This window comes from Lysobacterales bacterium (assembly GCA_014946745.1).
Lineage (GTDB): Bacteria > Pseudomonadota > Gammaproteobacteria > Xanthomonadales > Xanthomonadaceae > Aquimonas.
This window is the reverse complement of sequence record JADCRD010000001.1, coordinates 482725-500232: the sequence shown is the minus strand read 5'-3', so window position 1 is coordinate 500232 and position 17508 is coordinate 482725. Positions and strand designations below refer to the sequence as shown.

The following is a 17508-nucleotide window of genomic DNA, read 5'->3' as shown; positions in this document are numbered from 1 at the left end:
ATCGCCAGCGACCGCGAGACCTTCGCGCCGGGCAAGCCGCACTCGAGGGCGCAGGCGCAGCCCAAGCGGTTGGCGCACGTATGGCCGCAGGTGGAGGCGCTGATGGCGGGGATTGGGGCTTCAGCCACCCTCGCAATGCGATCTGCCGGGGCGGAGATCAACGCAACCCGGCACGGCGCTCTCGCAGCAGCGCTACCGTCGGCCCATCCGGAATCACCCATGCCGCTTCACCCGCAGCTACTATCGCCCGTCCTCCAGCGCAGCCCTCGCAATGACCAAACCCCACGCAGAACTCCGCCGCGCGCTCGGCAGCTTTGCCACCGGCGTCACCATCGTCACCGCGCGCGATCCCGGCGATGCGAGCCTGCCGGCCCGCGATGTCGGGCTGACCGTGAACAGCTTTTCGTCGGTCTCGCTGGAGCCACCGCTGGTGCAGTGGTGCCTCGCGCGACGCGCGGCAACGTTCGCGGCCTTCGAGCGCGCCAGCCACTACGCGGTGCACATCCTGGGTGCGCAGCAGCGCGAGCTGTCGCAGCGCTTCGCCACCCACGATATCGACCGCTTCGCCGGGCTTGATCTGGAACGTGGGCCGACCGGGCTGCCCCTGCTGACCGGCTGCGTGACCCGCTTCGTCTGCCGCATCGTCGAGCGCTATGCGGGCGGCGATCACGTGATCCTGCTGGGCGAGGTCGAAGGCTTCGAAACCAGTGAAGCCGAGCCACTGCTTTACCTGCGCGGCGCCTACCGGCGCTTCGCCCAGGACTGACATGCCGGCGAGCGCGAAGCGCGGCGCCTACCTGGCGATCGCGCTGGGCCTGGCCTCGGCCCTGTTCTTCAGCGCCACCTACGTGCTGAACCGCGCCGCCGCCGATGGCGAGGGCGACTGGCTGTGGACGGCCTGCCTGCGCTATCTGATTACCCTGCCGCTGATGCTGCCGCTGATGCTTTGGCAAGGCGGCGTGGCGCCGGTGTGGGCCAGCATCCGCCGCCACCCGGGCCCGTGGCTGCTGTGGAGCGGCATCGGCTTCGGCCTGTTCTACGTCTGCCTTGCGTGGGCGGCCTCGACCGGGCCGTCCTGGCTGATTGCCGGCAGCTTCCAGCTGACCGTGGTGGCGGGAATGCTGTGTGCGCCGCTGCTGTATCGCGATGCGCGGGCGCGCGTGCCCAAGGCCGTCTTCGCGATGGCGCTGGCGATGATCGGCGGCGTGCTGCTGATGCAGTTCGATGCGGCCGGCGGCGCGCTGCGCTTGGCTGACTGGATCGCGCTGGCCGTGGTGGGCGTGTCGGCCTTCGCGTACCCGCTGGGCAATCGTGGCCTGCTGCTGCATCTCGAAAGCACCGGCGAGCGCTTGAACGCCACCCAGCGCGTGTTCGGCATGACCCTGGCCAGCCAGCCGCTGTGGTTCGCGATCGCCGCGCTGGCCTTCGCCCGCAGCGGCGCGCCGCCGGTGGAGCAGCTCTGGCTGGCCGGCGGCGTCGCCCTGTTCGCCGGCATCATCGCCACGGTGCTGTTCTTCGAGGCCACGGGGCGCGTGCAAAACCAGCCCGGCGCGCTGGGTGCGGTGGAAGCGATGCAGGCGGCGGAAATCGTGTTCGCGTCGGTGCTGGGTGCGCTGCTGTTTGCCGAAGCACTGCCGGGCGCGACCGCGTGGACTGGCGCTGCGATCGTCATGGCCGGCATCGTTGCGCTGGGCCTGCTGGCTGGCCGCGAGGCCGCGGGGCGCGAGGCGGCGCTGCAGGCTCTGCGTTCGGAGCGCGGAGGCTGAGCCAGCGGCGTCGCGGCGAAAGGGAAGCCCTGATTCATCGGAGCTTGCGGCGCGCTACAAGCGCCGCGCCTGCGGATCGCGCAGGGCAATGCTTGAGCTGGAGTGAGCGAGCGCAGCGAAGACGTCGCCGCGCCGCGGCCGAACCCGTCCGGACCTGCGCCGGACCCGCGACGTCTGAACATCTCCCCGACGGAGTGGTTCAGACCTTCCAACGCAGCGCCTTCAGTCGATGCGCGAGACCACCACGCGATCACGGCCGCCGCGCTTGGCGGCGTACAGCGCCGCGTCGGCCCGCACCAGCAGCTGCTCGTGCCCGCTCAGGCCCTGCTGCGAGGCAAGGCCGATGCTGATGGTCAGCCGCAGCGCCGGATCGATCTCGTCGAAGCGTTCGGCGGCAAAGGCCGCGCGCAGGCGCTCGCAGACGCGCTCGGCGTCCTCCAGTTTCGCCTGCGGCAGGAGCAAGGCGAACTCCTCGCCGCCCCAGCGCGCCACCACGTCCATGCCGCGACTCTGTCGCTTCATGAGCTGCGCCAGGCGCACGATCACCTCATCGCCGGCTGCATGGCTGTAGCTGTCGTTGATGCGCTTGAAATGGTCGATGTCGATCAGCGCAAGACACAGCGGCGTGTCCATGCGACGGGCGCGGCTGAACTCGCGGGCGGCGGTCTCATCGAAGGCCCGGCGATTGGCGAGGCCGGTGAGCGCGTCCTCGCGGGCCTGACGCTCGAAGGCCTCCGCCTGTTCGCGCAGCTGGTCCATCAGCTGGGTCTTCTCCGCATCGGCGGCCAGCAGGCGTTCGGTGGATGCGCGCAGCTCGGCGGTTTTGCGATCGACCGCCTGCTGCAGGCTCACCGCCTGCGCACGCAGCGCGCGCACCCGCAGCCGGTAGATCAGGAAGGCAAGCCCCAGCAGCAACAGCCCGACCAGCGCCTGCACCCAGGGCCGCTCCCAGGGCGCCGGCAGAATCTGGAACTCGAAGCTGGCTTCGGGCGAGTCCCAAGGGCTGCCTGCATAAGCCGCCTGCGCGCGCAGCCGATAGCGACCGGGCGGCAGGTTGGTGTACTCCACCGCGTGCAGACGACCGCGCTCGACCCAGTCGGTGTCAAAGCCCTCCAGTCGATAGCGGTAGTGAATCCGCTCCGGCATTACGAAGCCGAGGCCCGCCACGCTGAAGGCCACGCGGCTGGTGTCCGCGGGCAGCACCGCAGGCCGATCGATCCGCAGGGCCCGACCTTCGGCGGCCACGTGCTCCAGCACCGTGGGCAGAGGACGTGCGGTGTCATCACCGAGGCGCTCGCGGCGGATGCGCGCAGCACCGAAAGCGGTGGCGATCCAGACATTGCCCTCGGCGTCCAACGCGCCGGCCGGGCTGCCGGTGTTGCACTGGCTGCTCTCCATGCCGTGCGACTCGTCGAACACATCCGCGCTGATCCGCGGCAGCTCGCCGCGCAGCACCGCAACCGCGTCGTCGCGCTTCAGCCGGATCGCGCCGCGGTTCGAAGAGAGCCACAGCTGACCCGTGCCATCGGCCAAGGCGTTGAAGACCTTTTCGACCGGCAGGCCCTGCTCGGGGCCGAGCAAGGTGATCTCGCGGGTCTCCGGCTCGAGCCGCATCAATCCGCGATCGGTGGACACCCAGAAGGCCGCGCTGTCGCCATCGCGAGCGAGGGCGAACACCGCGCGCGCATCGGCGGGCAGGCGCGGCCCGGCGACGATGCTGCGCCGGTCTTCGATGAGGTCCAGGCCCCGCGTCGACCCCACCCAGATCCGGCCCTGATCGTCTTCGTTCAGCGTGTTGATGAACACGCCAGCGGGACCGGGCGGCAGCTGGCGGGCGCGCTCTTCCCCGGGCTCCAGCACGGCCAAGCCTTCGATGGTGCCGATCCAGAGCGCGCCGTCGCGCGTTTCCCGCAGCGTCCGGATCTGGTCCGAGGGCAGGCCGCGGCTGCGATCGATGACCTCGACGATTCGACCGTCGCGAACGCGCGCGACGCCGCGGTCGAAGCTGCCCACCAGCAGGCTACCATCGGCGCTCTGCGTCAGGCTCAGCACCGACATTTCGCGCAGCCGTGGATCCTCGATCGGCACCAGCTGGCCGTCGACGACGCGATTGAGCCCACGCCCGGTGCCAAGCCACAGGCTGCCGTCGCGAGCGCGAAACACCGCGCGCACGAAGTTCTCGGACAGACCCTGGGCCGCGGTCAGGCTGGAGAACGGCGCTGCACCCAGACGCATCAGACCGCCGTTGGTGGCGACCCAGAGGGCGTCCTCCTGATCGAGAAGCAGCGACAGCACCCGCCCGCTGGGCAACCCCTGCGTGGTCCCCAAGGTTTCAAGCGTGTCGCCGTACAGCCGCGCCAGACCGCCAATGGCGGTGCCGATCCACAGCGAGCCGTCCGGGCCCTCGACCATGCGGAACACGCTGCGACCCGCGAGATCGGGGTGCAGGGAATCGAAGCCCTCGGCGTAGTCGGACGTGCGCGAGCGGTAGGCACCGCGCGCGGTCGACAGCAGCAACCGGCCCTCGCGGTCCAGATTGAGACCCAGCACCGCCGGGCTGTCCGCGGATTCGGCATAGCGGACCTCGACGGCGTACTCGCCCTCGACGCGCACCAGCCCCCCCGAGGTGCCGGCGAAGACGCGGCCCTGGCGGTCCATCACCAGCTCGAAGACGCTGTCGCCTAGCATGCCCTGGGCGCGTCCGTAGACCTGGCGGTGGCCATCGGGGTCGATACGCAGCAGGCCGCGGGCCTCCTGGCCCACCCAGAGTCGACCGGCGCGATCGAGCAGCAGCGCGTTGACGAAGGCCTCGGCCGGCTCGAGGCGCGACCATTCTCCGTGGTGGTAACGGAGAAGATCGCCGCGCACACCGCCCACCCAGAGCCCGCCTTCGTGATCGAGGTGCAGGCTGCGCATGGCGAGATCCTGCAGTGGCGGCAGCTGGTCGCGGCCGAACAGCTCGAACTCGCGGCCGTTGTAGCGGGTCAGGCCCTCCCAGGTGGCCAGCCATAGATAGCCATCCCGAGTCTGCGCCAGGGCATTGATCGAGTTGTGCGGCAGGCCCTCGCGCGTGGTCCAGTTGCGCCTCGAAAGCTCGTTGAGCGGGGTCTGAGCCGGGGGCGCCGCGGCCACGCTCGTCGCCTGCGCGCGCGCACGCTCCGCTGCCGCCCCCAGGGACAGCAGCAGTGCAAGCGCAAGAACAGCGGCAGTGACGGCTCTGGGCATGGTCGGTCTGTGCGGCTGCAAAGCCCGGGCCAGGGCCTGCGTCGGGATGACGACAGCGCCAATGGCAGGCGGCTGACTCACCGCCGCGCTGGCCGCCCCGTCAGCAGCATCGCAGGCATCCAACGCCGGTGAGTCGACACCTGTACCGCTGCCGGCAAAGCCCGTGTCTCGGGCCGCCGCAGCGGAGCCGTTCAGGCCTCACGGCTCAGCACGTACACCGTCGCAGGCGGGACGTTCCACAGCGCGACGCCGGCGCGCCTCACCTGCAGACCCAGCGCACGCTGCACGTCCTTGCCCACCGGACAGGTCGGCCCATAGGTGAACTGGATGAAGCGCCCGTCCGGGCGCATGCAGTCAAAAGCAGAAGCAACGATCGCCTGCTGGGTGGCGCGACTCATTGACAGCAGGCCCAGCCCCGACACCACCGCATCGGCCGGACCGCCCTCGGCGAAACCGCTGCGCTCGGCCAGGCTGGGCAGCTCGCGGGCATCCCCGCAGGCGACGTGCGCCCCCGGGAAGCGCTGACTCAAATGCTGATGCAGCTCTTCATTCAGCTCGACCACCATCAGATCCGCGTCGCGGATGCCGTGGTTCAGCAGGGCGGCGGTGAACACGCCAGTGCCGCCTCCGAGCTCGATCACGCGCTTGGCGCCGGCGGGCAGCTCGGCCAGCATCAGCCGCGCCAGCTGCGCGCCCGAGGGCGAAATCGCCGCGGTGGCCAATGGATTGCGCAGCCACTGCCGGAAGAACGTCCAGTGGTCGGTGCGCGCGGGCCCGCGCAGGGGTGAATGGCGCTGGTTTGACATCGATCTCCTCCCCGATCGCTTGAGGCTGCCCTGTCCATGGGCAGACCGGGCGCCGAGTATGACCGAAGCGTGAACACCGCCGCCACGGTGACGCGGCCGGCGGTGACCGCGGGCCGGATCAGCGGATCCAGAAGGCCCGGTGGATCTTCGGGTCGCGGGCGAAGTCCGGCGGCACGGAGGCCGCGCCGATCTCCTCGACCTGGAAGTCGGCCTCGATGCCTTCATCCATGCGGAAGCGCCGGAAGTTGTTGGAGAACAGCAGCTGGCCGCCGGGCGCCAATCGATCCATGCACAGGCGGATCAGGCGGGCGTGGTCGCGCTGCATGTCGAAATCCGCCGCGCGCGCCGAGTTCGAGAAGGTGGGCGGGTCGCAGAAGATCAGCTCGAAGCGCTCGCGGTTCTGCGCAAGCCAGGCCAGCACGTCGGCCTGGATCAGCCGGTGACGCTCGCCGGTGAACCCATTCATGCCGAGGTTGCGCGCGGCCCACTCCAGATAGGTCGCCGAGAGATCGACGCTGGTGGTCGAGGCCGCGCCGCCCGCCGCGGCATGCACGCTGGCCACGCCGGTGTAGCAGAACAGATTGAGCACCCGCTTGCCGCGCGCCTGCTGGCGGATCAGCCGGCGCGCCGGGCGGTGGTCGAGGAACAGGCCGGTGTCGAGGTAGTCGAACAGGTTGACCTGCAGCTTCAGGCCGTCCTCTTCGACGGGCAGCCAGTGGCCGCGCAGATCCTGCTTCTGGTAGCGCGACGTGCGGGTCTGCGGGGCGCGGGTTTTGAGCGCGATGCGCGCGCGCGGCAGCTCGAACACGGCCATCGCCGCCTGCAGCAGCTCGGACAGGCGTCGACGCGTGGTTTCCTCGGGGATGTCGCGCGGGGCCTGGTATTCCTGCACGTGCAGCCAAAGGCCACGGTCCTCGGTTGGTGCGCTGTCGGCCGCGGCGTAGACGTCGATCGCGGCCGAGTATTCCGGCAGGTCAGCATCGTAGGCGCGGTAGCAACTCACGCCCTCACGCTTCAGCCAGGGCGCGAGCTTCTTCAGATTCTTGCGCAGGCGGTTGGCGACCATCTCGGCGCCGGCCGTGAGCTCCTTCGGCTGCGCCGGCGCGCGCTCGGGCTGCTCGGCCACTGGCGCGAAGCGCAGCAAGGCGCAAGCGATGGCGCCGTTGTAGAGCGCATAGCGCTTCTCCGCGCGAAGGCCGATCGCCTGGCCCGGCGCTTCGTCAGCGACGATGAAGCCCGCGGCCCAGTCGCGGCAGGGTCCGCGCAGCAGGGCACCGAGCGCGCGGTACAGCCCGGGGTCGGCGGCCAGTCGCGCGTCGTAGGGCGGGTTGCTCACCACCAGACCCTTCGGCGCCGGCGCTTCGGCAATGTCCTCCAGCGCGCGCACCTCGAAGCGGACGAAGGCTGACACCCCGGCCACTGAGGCATTGGCGCGCGCGGCTTCAATCACCCGGCGATCCGCATCGGAGCCGAAGAAGCGCAGCGACAGCGACTCGCGGCCGATCCGCGCGCGCTCGCGGGCCTCGTCCAGCAAGGCCTGCCAGAGCGGTGCATCGAAGCCCAGCCAACCCAGGAAACCGTAGTAGTCGCGCTCCAGTCCCGGCGCGATATCGGCGGCCATGCGCGCGCCTTCGATCAGCAGCGTGCCGCTGCCGCAGAGCGGATCGAACAGGGCCAGGTCCTGCATGCGCTGCGGCCAACCGGCGCGGATCAGCACCGCGCAGGCGAGGTTCTCCTTGATCGGTGCGGCCCCCTGCTCCAGTCGCCAGCCGCGACGGTGCAGTGCATCGCCTGACAGATCGATGGACACGGTGGCGCGGTCGCGCTTCACGAACAGGTTGATGCGCAGATCGGGCTGCTCGGTGTCGACCGACGGCCGCTGCCCGCTGGCCTGGCGGAACTGGTCGACGACGGCGTCCTTGGTCTTCTGCTCGGCGTAGCGCGCGTGCTTCAGCTGCGACTGCACCAGGCTGGCATCGACCGCGAGCGTGCCGTCGGCGCGCAGGTGAGTACTCCAGTCGATCGACTGCACACCCGAGTACAGGGCCTCTTCATCGGCGCAGGCGAAGTCGGCGATCGGCAGCAGGATGCGGCTGGCGAGACGCGACCACAGGCAGGCGCGGTAGGCGATGCCGATCGGGCCCTCGAAATAGACGCCGGCCAGCGCCTCGCGCACGCCGTCGGCGCCGAGCGCCTTCAGCTCGTCGACCAGCAGGTATTCAAGCCCTTTCGGGCACGTCGCGAAGTAGCGGCGGCTTTCGGTCTCACTCACGACAGTCGCTCCAGGAAGCGCGCGAAGGTGCGCGCGCCGTAGTCGACGTGCTCGGCCAGGCGATGACCGTCATCGACCAGGGTGAGCTCATCGCAGCGCGGCGCCGCCCAGGCGACCACGTCCACCGCAGGAATCAGCTCGTCGCGCCAGCCGTGCAGGATCGAGGTCGGCACGGGTGCGGCGTCAAGTTCGCGATAGCCGGCGATGCGCACCGGCGGCGCCAGCAGGAACAGGCCGCGCACTTCGACCTCCAGCGAGGCGAGCGCCGAGATGAAGGCCCCCATGCTGGAGCCCGCCAGCACCAGCGGGCCGCGGCCCTCGGCGATGGCCGCACGACAGCGCTCGACCAGGCGCAGCAGACGATCCGGCACGCGGGCCACATCGCGGGTGGCGTCGAGATCGAGGTAGTCGGGGCGCTCCGTGCTCCAGCCCATGGCCTCGGCTGCGGCGGCGAGTGCGGTGACCTTGGTGGCCTGCGGGCCGCTCTCGAGACCGTGCGAGAGGATGACGTGGCCGCGAGGGCTCATGGGCGAGTTCGGCTGCAGTGCGGCGCCGCAGTCTACCAGCCCGCTGCGGCCGGATAAGCAGAGCGTGCCCAGCGCCGGCAGGCGACCCGCCGCGCTCCGGCGCATCGCCAGCGCCAGGCGTTCCCGTCAGCCCGAGTGCCCCAGCAGCGCAGCGACGAAGGGATTCAGAAACACACCGTTCGGGTCACGCGATTTTCGATAGGCCTCGAACGCCGCCGTGCGCTCTGCGCGGCGCTGGGCCAGATCGTTGACAAAGGCGGGGTTGAAGGGCGCGGAGTAGGTTCCTGACGACTGCGCGGGGTCGTAGAAGCCGTACATCTTGCCGCTGTGGGGCACCCCGCCGAGGGCACGCCAAGCGCGCTCGATGTCGGCAAAGAACTGCAGGAGAGCGGACGGATAGTCGGCACCGGGGACTGCGGGCACGTACGCGATCAGATCCAGATTGACGAAGACGGCCGCCGGATCGCTGCTGTAGGTGCCCGCCAGGGCCGTGTCGCCGCCGCGGATGAATCTGAACTCCATCGGCGCCACCAGCAGGAAGTCCTGGCTCTTCTGCAGCCGGTCCACCACCGCCTGCAGTCCCGCCCAGGTCTTGGTCAAGCCGGCGGCGTCCAACCCCGGCAGCTCGATGAAGTAGGACATGAAGATGACGCGCGAGGCCTTGGTCAGCCACAGGTCGGAATAGACCTCGGCGGCGGCATCGAACAGCGTCTCAATGGTGAGAAAACCGGCATCGATGACTGCGCTTGCCGCCGACGCGATGCGCGCGTACTGGGCCGCGATCAGCGGCGGCTCGATGATCGGCTCGACAGGAATCAGGTACGGCGCCCCAAACACCTCTTCACCCGCCAGCTGACAGGCGTTCGGTACCTGCGGGTTCAGGTTCGGCGTGCGCACCGCGGGCGAATCCACGATGTCCCACCACAGGGCCAGAAAGCGATGGGTGTAGGGATTGAAGAAGCTCTCGATGCGGTCGTGCGTGGCCAGCAAGGGCTGGAACTGCGCGATGAAGTCCTGCAGTTGGCTGCAGACGATGTTGTTGTCGCGCCCAGAGCTCAGCGTCGTGGCCCAGGGGCGTGGCATCACTTCGATGGTCACCGCAGTGACAACCCCGAGCGCGCCCAGCGACACCCGGGCGAACTGCAGCGGCGACCAGCCCTGCGTGCTGGGACTGTCGCGATCAATCACGCTGACCGCGCCATCGGGCCCCATGATGCTGAACGCAGTCACCGTCTCGGCAAAAATGGGGGCATCGACGGTGGCGCCATGCACGTCTACGGCGGTCATCCCACCCAGGCTGAAGAATCCGCCCGCGGTCACCGTCTTCAGCATCCAGTTGCGTGCGGTGAGAAAGGCATCCAACTCGTCTTCACGCACGCCGGTATTGACGGTGACTGTCGCAGCAGCGGCGTTGAGCACGATGGAATCGTCCCCCGAGGGGCCGAGATCACGGTAGCAGGCGAGATCTATCAACCAGGACCGAGGATCCGGATCGCCGCGACTGTCTTCCGAAACCAGCGGCGGCTGCGCATGGCGTTGGCCCGAAACCCGCACCGTGGTTCCCATCTGGGCTGCCGCAAGAATCACCTGACGGAGTTCATCGCGACATCGCGGCGAGTAATAGTGCTCGCCATCGATGCTCATCACGCGCTCGATGTTCTGCGCCCAGTTGCGCCAAGGCAGCGGATTCACCGCCACGTCCAAGGTCGTGCCCGTGACCTCGTAGGCCGCCAAGCGGCCATTGCAGGCGGCCTGCACGAGTGGCGTTCCGCTGGCCGTTTCGCCAAGCACCACGGACACCAAAGGCGTCACCGCAAGCGCCGTTGAGGGAACGCCGATGCTGTCGAGCGGCGGGCTGACCCGGTACAGGCCGTTCTCAAAGTTCCCGCTGCTCCAATCGGTGTCGTGCCAAGCACCGTCAGCATCGAGCCAACGGATGGCAAAGCTCATCACGAACAGTCCGCTGTTCAGGCAGCCAATGCGCTCGATCTTCTTCATATCAGGGTTCCCGGGCTTGAGAGTGAGGCGAGGATCTGGGTGGCGGGAGGGGCTTCGTGCACAGCCGTGCGCCTTGGCAGACCGCAGCGAAGCGAGGCCACGCCTGTGGTTGTTGAAGGGGATCGCGCCGGAGGCTCTGGACCGTTTCCGTGCACGGCAGGGTAGGTTTGCATCGCCGCGCCAGAGGCGATGCGGCGAGGGCAGCAGGCGGCACGTCAGCGCGGCGGGCGTCCCAAGACCCGCGCCTCCCATCACCACCAGGCCGCCAAAAGCCTGCAGCCGGATCGATCGGGAGACTGCAGCGCAAAGAGCGCTTGGGAATCCTCCTCCGACGGCTGCGGGTGCCACGGGATCCCCTCGCTACGGCGCCTACATGGTGTGCGCCGGTCGAGGCGAAGTGCCGCCGATGCGGCAAGGCGGTCGCTTTCGCGACCACCTTGCCGGGTAGGCCCAAGCCGAGGCCTGGAGCCCGATCTCCCGAACGCCAGCGGGCGCGAGTGGCGTCAGCTGATCAGCTTGATTTCAAAGCCGATGATGGTTGTTCCCACCGCCTCGTACGTGGCCACTTGGCCGTTGGGAGCGAAGCCGACGAACGGCGTGCCCTGGCCAGAGCGACCGAGCACGGCATGGCCATACGGCGTCACGACCACGGCGTCTGCCGGCACCCCAATCTGATCAAGGGGGGGAGTTGTAACCACCTGCCCCACGGGATAGTTGCCGCTGTTCCAGTTCGTGGTGTGCCACACGCCGTCGCTTCCGAGCCACTGCACGGAGAAGTTGAAAACGTAGGCACCCCTGTTGATGACGCTGATCTTCTGGACCTGTCGCATGTGAATCTCCCGGTTGTGTGGTTGTCTGGTGGGTTGTCATGTGCATATCGGCAGCGCCGGGGCGGACGGATCCACCTTCCACGCCAACGCCGCTTGCGGTGGCCCAGACACTCGCGACTCCGGCCCTTGCATCCGTGCTCGAGCTGGTTCGCGTGCGTCGACAGCCCTCTCATGAGCTGCTGGACCTCCTCCATTCGCTTCACGTGCCGCATCGCAGGTGATGGTCTCGGACTGGGTCGAAGCAGCCGTAGTCGCCCTTGAAGTGAGACTTGCATCACACCGCGGTAGAGATATTGAGATATGCGTCACGCTTTTTATAGCTGTCGAATCTGACAGGGTCGACCCTGCGCATCCCGGTCCGGCGGCGCTGAACCTGCGCAGCTCTTGGGACGCGAGACGATTGGCAGCGCGGCTCAACGCACCTCGGCCGAACCCGTCTTCCGGGGGATAAGCTGCACGCCTGGGTGGGCCCAACCGGGCGGGTTGAAGCGCACGAAAGCCATGCCCCAGCCTCATCAACAGGAGCGATCTCGCATGGATCTGCACATCAACGACTGGCCCCTGTCCTACGTTGAACAACTGCAGTTGCGAAGTGCGGCGCAGATCGAACTGGTCGTTATCCACTGCACCGAGCTGCCGGACCTGGCCGAAGCGCGGGTCGCTGGCGAGCGCGTGCTCTATCCCAGCGGCACCGGCAACAGCGGGCACTTCTATATCGATCGCGATGGCCAGGTGCATGCGTGGGTGCCGGTCGAGCGCATCGCCCACCACGTGCGCGGACACAACGCGCGCTCCATCGGCATCGAACTGGTCAACATCGGACGCTACCCGGACTGGCTGTCCAGCCGCAGCCAGCGGATGCCGCAGCCGTATTCCGATGAACAGATCGCCGCTCTGCGCCAGCTGCTGCGCGAGCTGCAGGCGCAGCTACCCAACCTGCGTGAGATTGCCGGTCATGAGGATCTGGACCGGGAGCAAGTGCCCGCCAGCGACGACCCGACCCAGCGCGTGTACCGCAAACGTGATCCCGGCCCGCATTTTCCATGGGCCGAAGTGCTCAGCGATTCGACGTTGAGGCGGGTGACTGGAGCCGACGCCGACGCTTGAACCGGGGCTCGACGACCGCCGCCGTATACTCCGCGGCCTCTCTCTCAGCAGCACGCTCCATGCATCCCCTGGTTTCGGAACTGATCGACCTGCTCCGCCTGGAGCGTCTTGAAGTCAACCTCTTCCGCGGCGAGAGCCGCGACATCGGCACGCGCCGTGTGTTCGGCGGACAGGTCCTGGGGCAGGCCATGTCGGCTGCCCAGCAGACGGTGACCGCCGAGCGCGCCCTGCACTCGCTGCACGCCTACTTTCTGCGTGCCGGCGACATCGAGCACCCGATCGTCTACCAGGTCGAGAATTCGCGCGATGGCGGCAGTTTCTCGGTGCGGCGCGTGACCGCCATCCAGCATGGCCAGCCCATCTTCGTCGCCTCGGCGAGCTTCCATCGCCCCGAAGCGGGCGTGAACCATCAGATTTCTGCACCGGACGTGCCCAAGCCCGAAGACATCGAGCCTCCGGCCCCGATCTCGGCCGAGGCTCTGGCCCAGCTGCCGGCGATTACCCAGCGCTGGCTCACCCGCAGTGGCCCCTTCGAGTTCCGCTCGGTGTATCCGCGCGACGAGCTGCATCCGGCCAAGCGGCCGCCTTACAACCAGGTGTGGGTGCGGCTGATCGACGAGATTCCCGAGGACCCGATCCTGCATCGGAGCCTGCTGGCCTACGTGTCCGACTTCCATCTGATCGGCACCAGCACCTTTCCGCACGGGATGTCCTATCTGTCGCGCGACATGCACATGGCCAGCCTCGACCATGCCATGTGGTTCCACCGTCCGTTCCGCGTCGACCAGTGGCTGCTCTACGCCTGCGACAGCCCCAGCGCTCATGGCGCCCGGGGACTCGCCCGCGGCAGCTTCTACACGCGCGAGGGCGTGCTGGTCGCATCTACCGCCCAGGAAGGCCTGATCCGGCTGGTCGGAAAGGAGGGTTGAGGGATGCGCCAGATCTTCCGCTCGCGTCGACTCGAGAACGTCGAAGGCGTCGCCCGCCTTCTGGCGGAACACGGCATCGAAACGCATCTCAGCCAACCGCGCTCCTACAAGGGCAACCGCCGCCGCCAGTTCAGCTTCACCGACCACAATGCGAGCGAATCCTCACTTTGGATCGTGCATGGGGATGACATCACCAAGGCGCGACAGGTCATGGCCGAGGCCGGCCTGCTGGAGATCGAACGTGCCGAGTCAAGCTTTGCCCTTCAGGGTCACGTCAGATCTTTGACTCCTGAAACAAAACGTGTCTCAACCGCCAGCAAGATCCGCCGGGCGCTGTTGCTCCTCGTGGTGGTGCTGGCCTCGCTGCATTTCGCCCGCTGGATGTTCAGCGCGGGCTGACGCCTACCCAGGACAGAAACGAACAGGCGGCCATTTCGGCCGCCTGTTCGTTGACGCTGACAACTGTCTACGCCACTTACTGTGCCGGCAGCGGCGCCAGCTTGGACAGCAGCTTGAGCAGGGTCTGACGGTCACGCGGCCCCAGCACTTCGAAAACCTTGTCGTCAGACGCCTTGGCGACATCGACCAGCTTTTCGAGAGCTTTCAAGCCACGCGGCGTGGCCACCAGACTGTGCGCGCGGCGATCGCCCGGCATCGGACGACGCTTGACCTGACCGCGATTCTCCAGCTCGTCGACCAGCACCACCGCGCCGGAGCGCGCTATGCCGAGCGCACGCGCCAGATCGACGAGCTTGAGGCCTGGGCGCTCGGCCACGATCATCAGGGCCATCATGCGGGTGGGGGTGCTGTCGTGTGCGTTGAGCTGCGCCGCGAGCGTCTCGGAGGCGGCAGACTCGGCGCGGCGCAAGGCCAAACCGAGCAGTTCGTCGAGACGGGAGCTTCCCGCCGGCATCTCGCCGGCCTGGAGTTCAACGGCTTCGTTGGCCGCTGCTTCTGCTTTTTTCTTGCTCATTATGTTCACCGATGGTTTTAGGCACGTAGGCGGGTCTGGGCGCCTTTCGCAGGATGCGCTGAATCAACGTCAAGCAATTGGCCCGGACGACACCTTGGGCTGCCTCTATGCATGAATCGTTCCATCGCCGCCACGATCGAAGGCGGACCGCACCACTCGGCGCCGACCACACCGCGGGCGCACTGTTCAAAACGCGAAAAGCCGCGTTCAGACGTCATTCGACACTCTGCCCATCGGCGCCTGACGTACGAACAGAACCCGTGACTTCCGGCAGGCATTCGCCAGGAATCCTCGGCGGCGTCCCGTCGAGACCCTCGTGGCCAGGGCTTGCCAGCAGCCCTGGCGGGACGGAGCATGTCAACGGTCACACGGACCGGACCCTGACGTCCGGCGCTGCGGCTTCCACGATCCCCGGCTGCGCATGAACACCGAAACCCTGGACCTCGTCATCTCAGAACAGCTCCCGCGCGCGCAGAACGGAGATCGCGCCGCCTTTGGCCGAATCGTCGCCGCGTGCCAGAACTCGATCTCGGCGATTGCCCTGGCGATCGTGCGCGACGTGCCGACCAGCCAGGACATTGCCCAGGATGCGTTCATCAATGCCTGGAACAACCTGCCCCAGCTGCGCAGTTCGGGAAGCTTCCTGCCCTGGCTGCGGCAGATCACCCGCAACCTGGCCCGCGACCACCTGCGCCGGCGCGCCAGCGAGAAGCGCTACAACGGCGACATGGACGACATCCTCGCCGTTGTGGCCGACCCCACACCCGACGCGCCCGAGCTGCTGTCGCGCCAGCACGAGGAGCAGATCGTTGCCGAGTTGATCGACGAGCTGCCCGAGGACACCCGCGAGATCCTGCTGATCTACTACCGCGAAGGCCAAAGCTCGAAGCAGGTCGCACAGCTGCTGGGCATGCAGGACGCGGCGGTACGCAAGCGCCTGCAGCGCGCCCGTGACTCGCTGCGCACCGACATGCTGAAGCGCATCGGCGAGTTCGCGCGCAGCACGGCGCCCGGGGTGGCGTTCACTGCCCTGGTGGTCGGAGGGCTGTCGATGGCGCCGGGCGCAGCGATCGCGGCAACGGCGGCCGCAGGCGGCTTCCTGGCCAGCAAGAAGGCAGGTCTCGCCGCCGGGGGCGGCAGCAAGGGGCTGTCCAATCTTCTGTTCGGCGGCGCCAGCGCTGGCAAAGGCGCGGGCAAGATCCTGCTTGGCGCGGCCGGCAGCGCACTGTTCGCACTGGTCGCCGGCATCGCTGGCGTTGTCTTCGGCGTGCGCCGCTACTGGGTCACCGCGATCGACGAGGAGGAGAAGCGCTCGCTGACCCGCTACTCGGCCGTGGCGATCGCCGTGGTCGTGATGTTCGCTGCCGGCATGTTCTTCGCGGGCCTTGAAGGCGACCCAGTGGTGCCGGGGCTTGTCTTCGTCGTGATGATGGGCGCTGTCGGCGCCATGAACCTGCTCTGGCTGCCGCGTCTCTTGGAGCGGCGTCATGAGATTGAGCGCCGTCGCGATCCGGGCCGCGCTGAACTGGAACGCATGGCGGAGCGCCGTTACGCGATCTGGAGCATGCTGGCGGGCATGCTGCTAGGCCTGGTCGCACTCGGCATCGGTCTCCTCACTGCCGCGCCGCCGGGCTGAGCTGGGCCCCTCGGAGCACTCCGCCGCATGACCGCTGCCGGCTCGATCCGCATTTATCAGACCGCCGAGCACGCTTGCGGCTATTGGCCCGAGCGACGCGCGCGCGACATCGTCCTGGACCCCGACAGCCGTGCTCTGCCGGCGATCTACCCGGCGGCGCTCGCGCAGGGTTTCCGGCGATCCGGCGGCCACGTCTATCGACCGCAGTGCGCGCACTGCATGGCCTGCGTGCCGGTGCGAATCGACGTCGCTGCCTTCCTGCCGAATCGCAGCCAGCGACGCTGCCTGCAGCGCAATGCCGACCTCCGCCTGATCGACTCGGCACCGGCGCGCTGCGGCGTGGTGTTCGAGCTGTACCGGCGCTATCTGCGCAGCCGGCACCCCAAGGGCGGCATGGACGAGCCGCGTCCGGAGGACTTCGACGGCTTTCTGTCGGCCGTCTGGAGCCCCACCCGCTTTCTTCGATTCGAGCAGCCGGACGGCCGGCTGCTGGGCGTTGCAGTCAGCGACCTGCTGTCGAACGGACTGTCGGCGGTCTACACCTTCTTCGAGCCGGACGCTGCCTCGCGCAGCCTGGGCACGTGGGCCATCCTCAAGCAGATTGAGTGGGCTCGCGAGCTCGGCCTGCCGCATGTCTACCTCGGGTTCTGGCTGCAGGGCCACCCGAAGATGGACTACAAGCGACGGTTCTCCGGGCTGGAGCAACTGCGACACGGAGAGTGGGAGCCACTGCCGGCTGAGCGGTGAAGTCGCTTGGCACTTCACGCCGGATTCCGGCGAAGGCCGCGACCGACCGCTGGCGCGGCGTCACACTCAGGACTGCATCCGATCGCGCAGAAAGGCGCGGGCGAAACGCAGATCGCGATTGACCGTTGCCAGCGAGACCTCGAGCACCTTGGCGACTTCCTCGTGCTCCAGGCCGACCAGGTAGGTGAGCTCGACCACGTCGGCCTTGCGCGGGTCGTTCGCGCGCAGCTCGATCAGCGCGTCGTGCAGGGCCTCGGCCTCTGCGAAGTCTGGCGCGGGCTCGCTTTCGGCCGCGCGAAACGTCACCCGCAGCTGGCCGCCGCCATGCTTGGCGGCCAGCTGCTTGCGCCCCATGTCGAAGAGCAGATTGCGCATCGCCACGGCGACCGTCCGAAAGAAGTGCACGCGGTCGATCCAGTCGACATGCGCTTCCAGCAGATTGATCACCAGCTCATGCGCCAGCTCGGTGGGCTCGATGCCATTGGCCGGGTTCGCCCGCAGCTTGTTGGCCGCGAGCTGGCGTACCCGCTCGTAGACGATCGCAAGCACGGCCTCGGCGGCCGGCGACTCACCGGCACTCCACGCGTGCAGAAGCCGGGTCAGCTGCTGGCGATCGGTCTGGCTGCCCATGGCGGGCTCCGGGAAAGAAGTCCCGGAAAGTGTAGGGCAACCGGGATCAAGTCCCTCCGCAA

15 protein-coding genes are annotated in these 17508 nt (G+C 68.2%); 7 read left to right on the top strand and 8 right to left on the bottom strand.

Going from position 1 to position 17508, the window contains the following annotated elements:
• Nucleotides 1-271: 271 nt before the first annotated feature.
• Together H4O13_02065 and H4O13_02060 are read left to right on the top strand one after the other, a co-directional pair.
• Nucleotides 272-766, top strand: a complete 495-nt coding sequence (locus H4O13_02065; protein ID MBE5314166.1) for a flavin reductase family protein — start codon at nucleotides 272-274, stop codon at nucleotides 764-766.
• Nucleotide 767: 1 nt separating this feature from the next.
• Nucleotides 768-1766 carry a multidrug resistance efflux transporter family protein gene (locus H4O13_02060; protein ID MBE5314165.1) on the top strand — a complete coding sequence of 333 codons (999 nt, stop codon included), beginning with the start codon at nucleotides 768-770 and terminating at the stop codon, nucleotides 1764-1766.
• Between the two features lie 222 nt (nucleotides 1767-1988).
• Here the strand turns inward: H4O13_02060 and H4O13_02055 are convergent, their stop codons facing one another.
• The 6 genes from H4O13_02055 to H4O13_02030 form a co-directional block, all read right to left on the bottom strand.
• Complete coding sequence (locus tag H4O13_02055) at nucleotides 1989-4991, bottom strand: diguanylate cyclase (GenBank protein MBE5314164.1); 3003 nt, start codon at nucleotides 4989-4991, stop codon at nucleotides 1989-1991.
• 191 nt (nucleotides 4992-5182) lie between these two features.
• Nucleotides 5183-5797 carry a methyltransferase domain-containing protein gene (locus H4O13_02050; protein ID MBE5314163.1) on the bottom strand — a complete coding sequence of 205 codons (615 nt, stop codon included), beginning with the start codon at nucleotides 5795-5797 and terminating at the stop codon, nucleotides 5183-5185.
• A 118-nt stretch (nucleotides 5798-5915) separates the two neighbouring features.
• Nucleotides 5916-8069: a bifunctional 23S rRNA (guanine(2069)-N(7))-methyltransferase RlmK/23S rRNA (guanine(2445)-N(2))-methyltransferase RlmL gene (gene rlmKL, locus H4O13_02045; GenBank protein ID MBE5314162.1), complete on the bottom strand. Its 2154-nt coding sequence runs from the start codon at nucleotides 8067-8069 to the stop codon at nucleotides 5916-5918.
• Nucleotides 8066-8596: an alpha/beta fold hydrolase gene (locus H4O13_02040; protein ID MBE5314161.1), complete on the bottom strand. Its 531-nt coding sequence runs from the start codon at nucleotides 8594-8596 to the stop codon at nucleotides 8066-8068. Before H4O13_02040 ends, rlmKL begins: the two co-directional genes overlap by 4 nt.
• 126 nt (nucleotides 8597-8722) lie before the next feature.
• Nucleotides 8723-10594: an FAD-binding protein gene (locus H4O13_02035; protein MBE5314160.1), complete on the bottom strand. Its 1872-nt coding sequence runs from the start codon at nucleotides 10592-10594 to the stop codon at nucleotides 8723-8725.
• A gap of 503 nt (nucleotides 10595-11097) precedes the next feature.
• Complete coding sequence (locus H4O13_02030) at nucleotides 11098-11424, bottom strand: hypothetical protein (protein ID MBE5314159.1); 327 nt, start codon at nucleotides 11422-11424, stop codon at nucleotides 11098-11100.
• Nucleotides 11425-11958: 534 nt separating this feature from the next.
• Here H4O13_02030 and H4O13_02025 point away from each other — a divergent pair.
• Genes H4O13_02025 through H4O13_02015 form a run of 3 tightly spaced genes read left to right on the top strand, consistent with a single transcriptional unit; the run spans nucleotide 11959 to nucleotide 13859 of the window.
• Nucleotides 11959-12531, top strand: coding sequence for an N-acetylmuramoyl-L-alanine amidase (locus tag H4O13_02025; protein ID MBE5314158.1), 573 nt, complete (start codon nucleotides 11959-11961; stop codon nucleotides 12529-12531).
• Nucleotides 12532-12590: 59 nt separating this feature from the next.
• Nucleotides 12591-13460, top strand: coding sequence for an acyl-CoA thioesterase II (gene tesB, locus H4O13_02020; GenBank protein MBE5314157.1), 870 nt, complete (start codon nucleotides 12591-12593; stop codon nucleotides 13458-13460).
• A 3-nt stretch (nucleotides 13461-13463) separates the two neighbouring features.
• Nucleotides 13464-13859 carry a pathogenicity-like protein gene (locus H4O13_02015; GenBank protein ID MBE5314156.1) on the top strand — a complete coding sequence of 132 codons (396 nt, stop codon included), beginning with the start codon at nucleotides 13464-13466 and terminating at the stop codon, nucleotides 13857-13859.
• Between the two features lie 76 nt (nucleotides 13860-13935).
• Here the strand turns inward: H4O13_02015 and H4O13_02010 are convergent, their stop codons facing one another.
• A complete protein-coding gene (locus H4O13_02010) occupies nucleotides 13936-14433 on the bottom strand; it encodes a winged helix-turn-helix transcriptional regulator (GenBank protein MBE5314155.1) in 498 nt (165 codons plus the stop codon).
• A 421-nt stretch (nucleotides 14434-14854) separates the two neighbouring features.
• Between H4O13_02010 and H4O13_02005 the strand changes: the two genes are divergently transcribed.
• Nucleotides 14855-16069, top strand: coding sequence for an RNA polymerase sigma factor (locus H4O13_02005; GenBank protein MBE5314154.1), 1215 nt, complete (start codon nucleotides 14855-14857; stop codon nucleotides 16067-16069).
• 27 nt (nucleotides 16070-16096) lie between these two features.
• The gene (locus H4O13_02000) at nucleotides 16097-16816 is read left to right on the top strand and encodes an arginyltransferase (protein MBE5314153.1); all 720 of its coding nucleotides are present in this window, start codon (nucleotides 16097-16099) and stop codon (nucleotides 16814-16816) included.
• Nucleotides 16817-16882: 66 nt separating this feature from the next.
• Here H4O13_02000 and H4O13_01995 read toward each other — a convergent pair whose 3' ends face one another.
• Nucleotides 16883-17446, bottom strand: a complete 564-nt coding sequence (locus tag H4O13_01995) for a sigma-70 family RNA polymerase sigma factor (GenBank protein ID MBE5314152.1) — start codon at nucleotides 17444-17446, stop codon at nucleotides 16883-16885.
• Nucleotides 17447-17508 lie beyond the last annotated feature (62 nt).

Coding starts and splice junctions, on each gene's coding strand:
- H4O13_02065 (MBE5314166.1), top strand. CDS start 272: ATGACCAAACCCCACGCAGAACTCCGCCGCGCGCTCGGCAGCTTTGCC.
- H4O13_02060 (MBE5314165.1), top strand. CDS start 768: ATGCCGGCGAGCGCGAAGCGCGGCGCCTACCTGGCGATCGCGCTGGGC.
- H4O13_02055 (MBE5314164.1), bottom strand. CDS start 4,991: ATGCCCAGAGCCGTCACTGCCGCTGTTCTTGCGCTTGCACTGCTGCTG.
- H4O13_02050 (MBE5314163.1), bottom strand. CDS start 5,797: ATGTCAAACCAGCGCCATTCACCCCTGCGCGGGCCCGCGCGCACCGAC.
- H4O13_02040 (MBE5314161.1), bottom strand. CDS start 8,596: ATGAGCCCTCGCGGCCACGTCATCCTCTCGCACGGTCTCGAGAGCGGC.
- H4O13_02035 (MBE5314160.1), bottom strand. CDS start 10,594: ATGAAGAAGATCGAGCGCATTGGCTGCCTGAACAGCGGACTGTTCGTG.
- H4O13_02030 (MBE5314159.1), bottom strand. CDS start 11,424: ATGCGACAGGTCCAGAAGATCAGCGTCATCAACAGGGGTGCCTACGTT.
- H4O13_02025 (MBE5314158.1), top strand. CDS start 11,959: ATGGATCTGCACATCAACGACTGGCCCCTGTCCTACGTTGAACAACTG.
- tesB (MBE5314157.1), top strand. CDS start 12,591: ATGCATCCCCTGGTTTCGGAACTGATCGACCTGCTCCGCCTGGAGCGT.
- H4O13_02015 (MBE5314156.1), top strand. CDS start 13,464: ATGCGCCAGATCTTCCGCTCGCGTCGACTCGAGAACGTCGAAGGCGTC.
- H4O13_02010 (MBE5314155.1), bottom strand. CDS start 14,433: ATGAGCAAGAAAAAAGCAGAAGCAGCGGCCAACGAAGCCGTTGAACTC.
- H4O13_02005 (MBE5314154.1), top strand. CDS start 14,855: ATGAACACCGAAACCCTGGACCTCGTCATCTCAGAACAGCTCCCGCGC.
- H4O13_02000 (MBE5314153.1), top strand. CDS start 16,097: ATGACCGCTGCCGGCTCGATCCGCATTTATCAGACCGCCGAGCACGCT.
- H4O13_01995 (MBE5314152.1), bottom strand. CDS start 17,446: ATGGGCAGCCAGACCGATCGCCAGCAGCTGACCCGGCTTCTGCACGCG.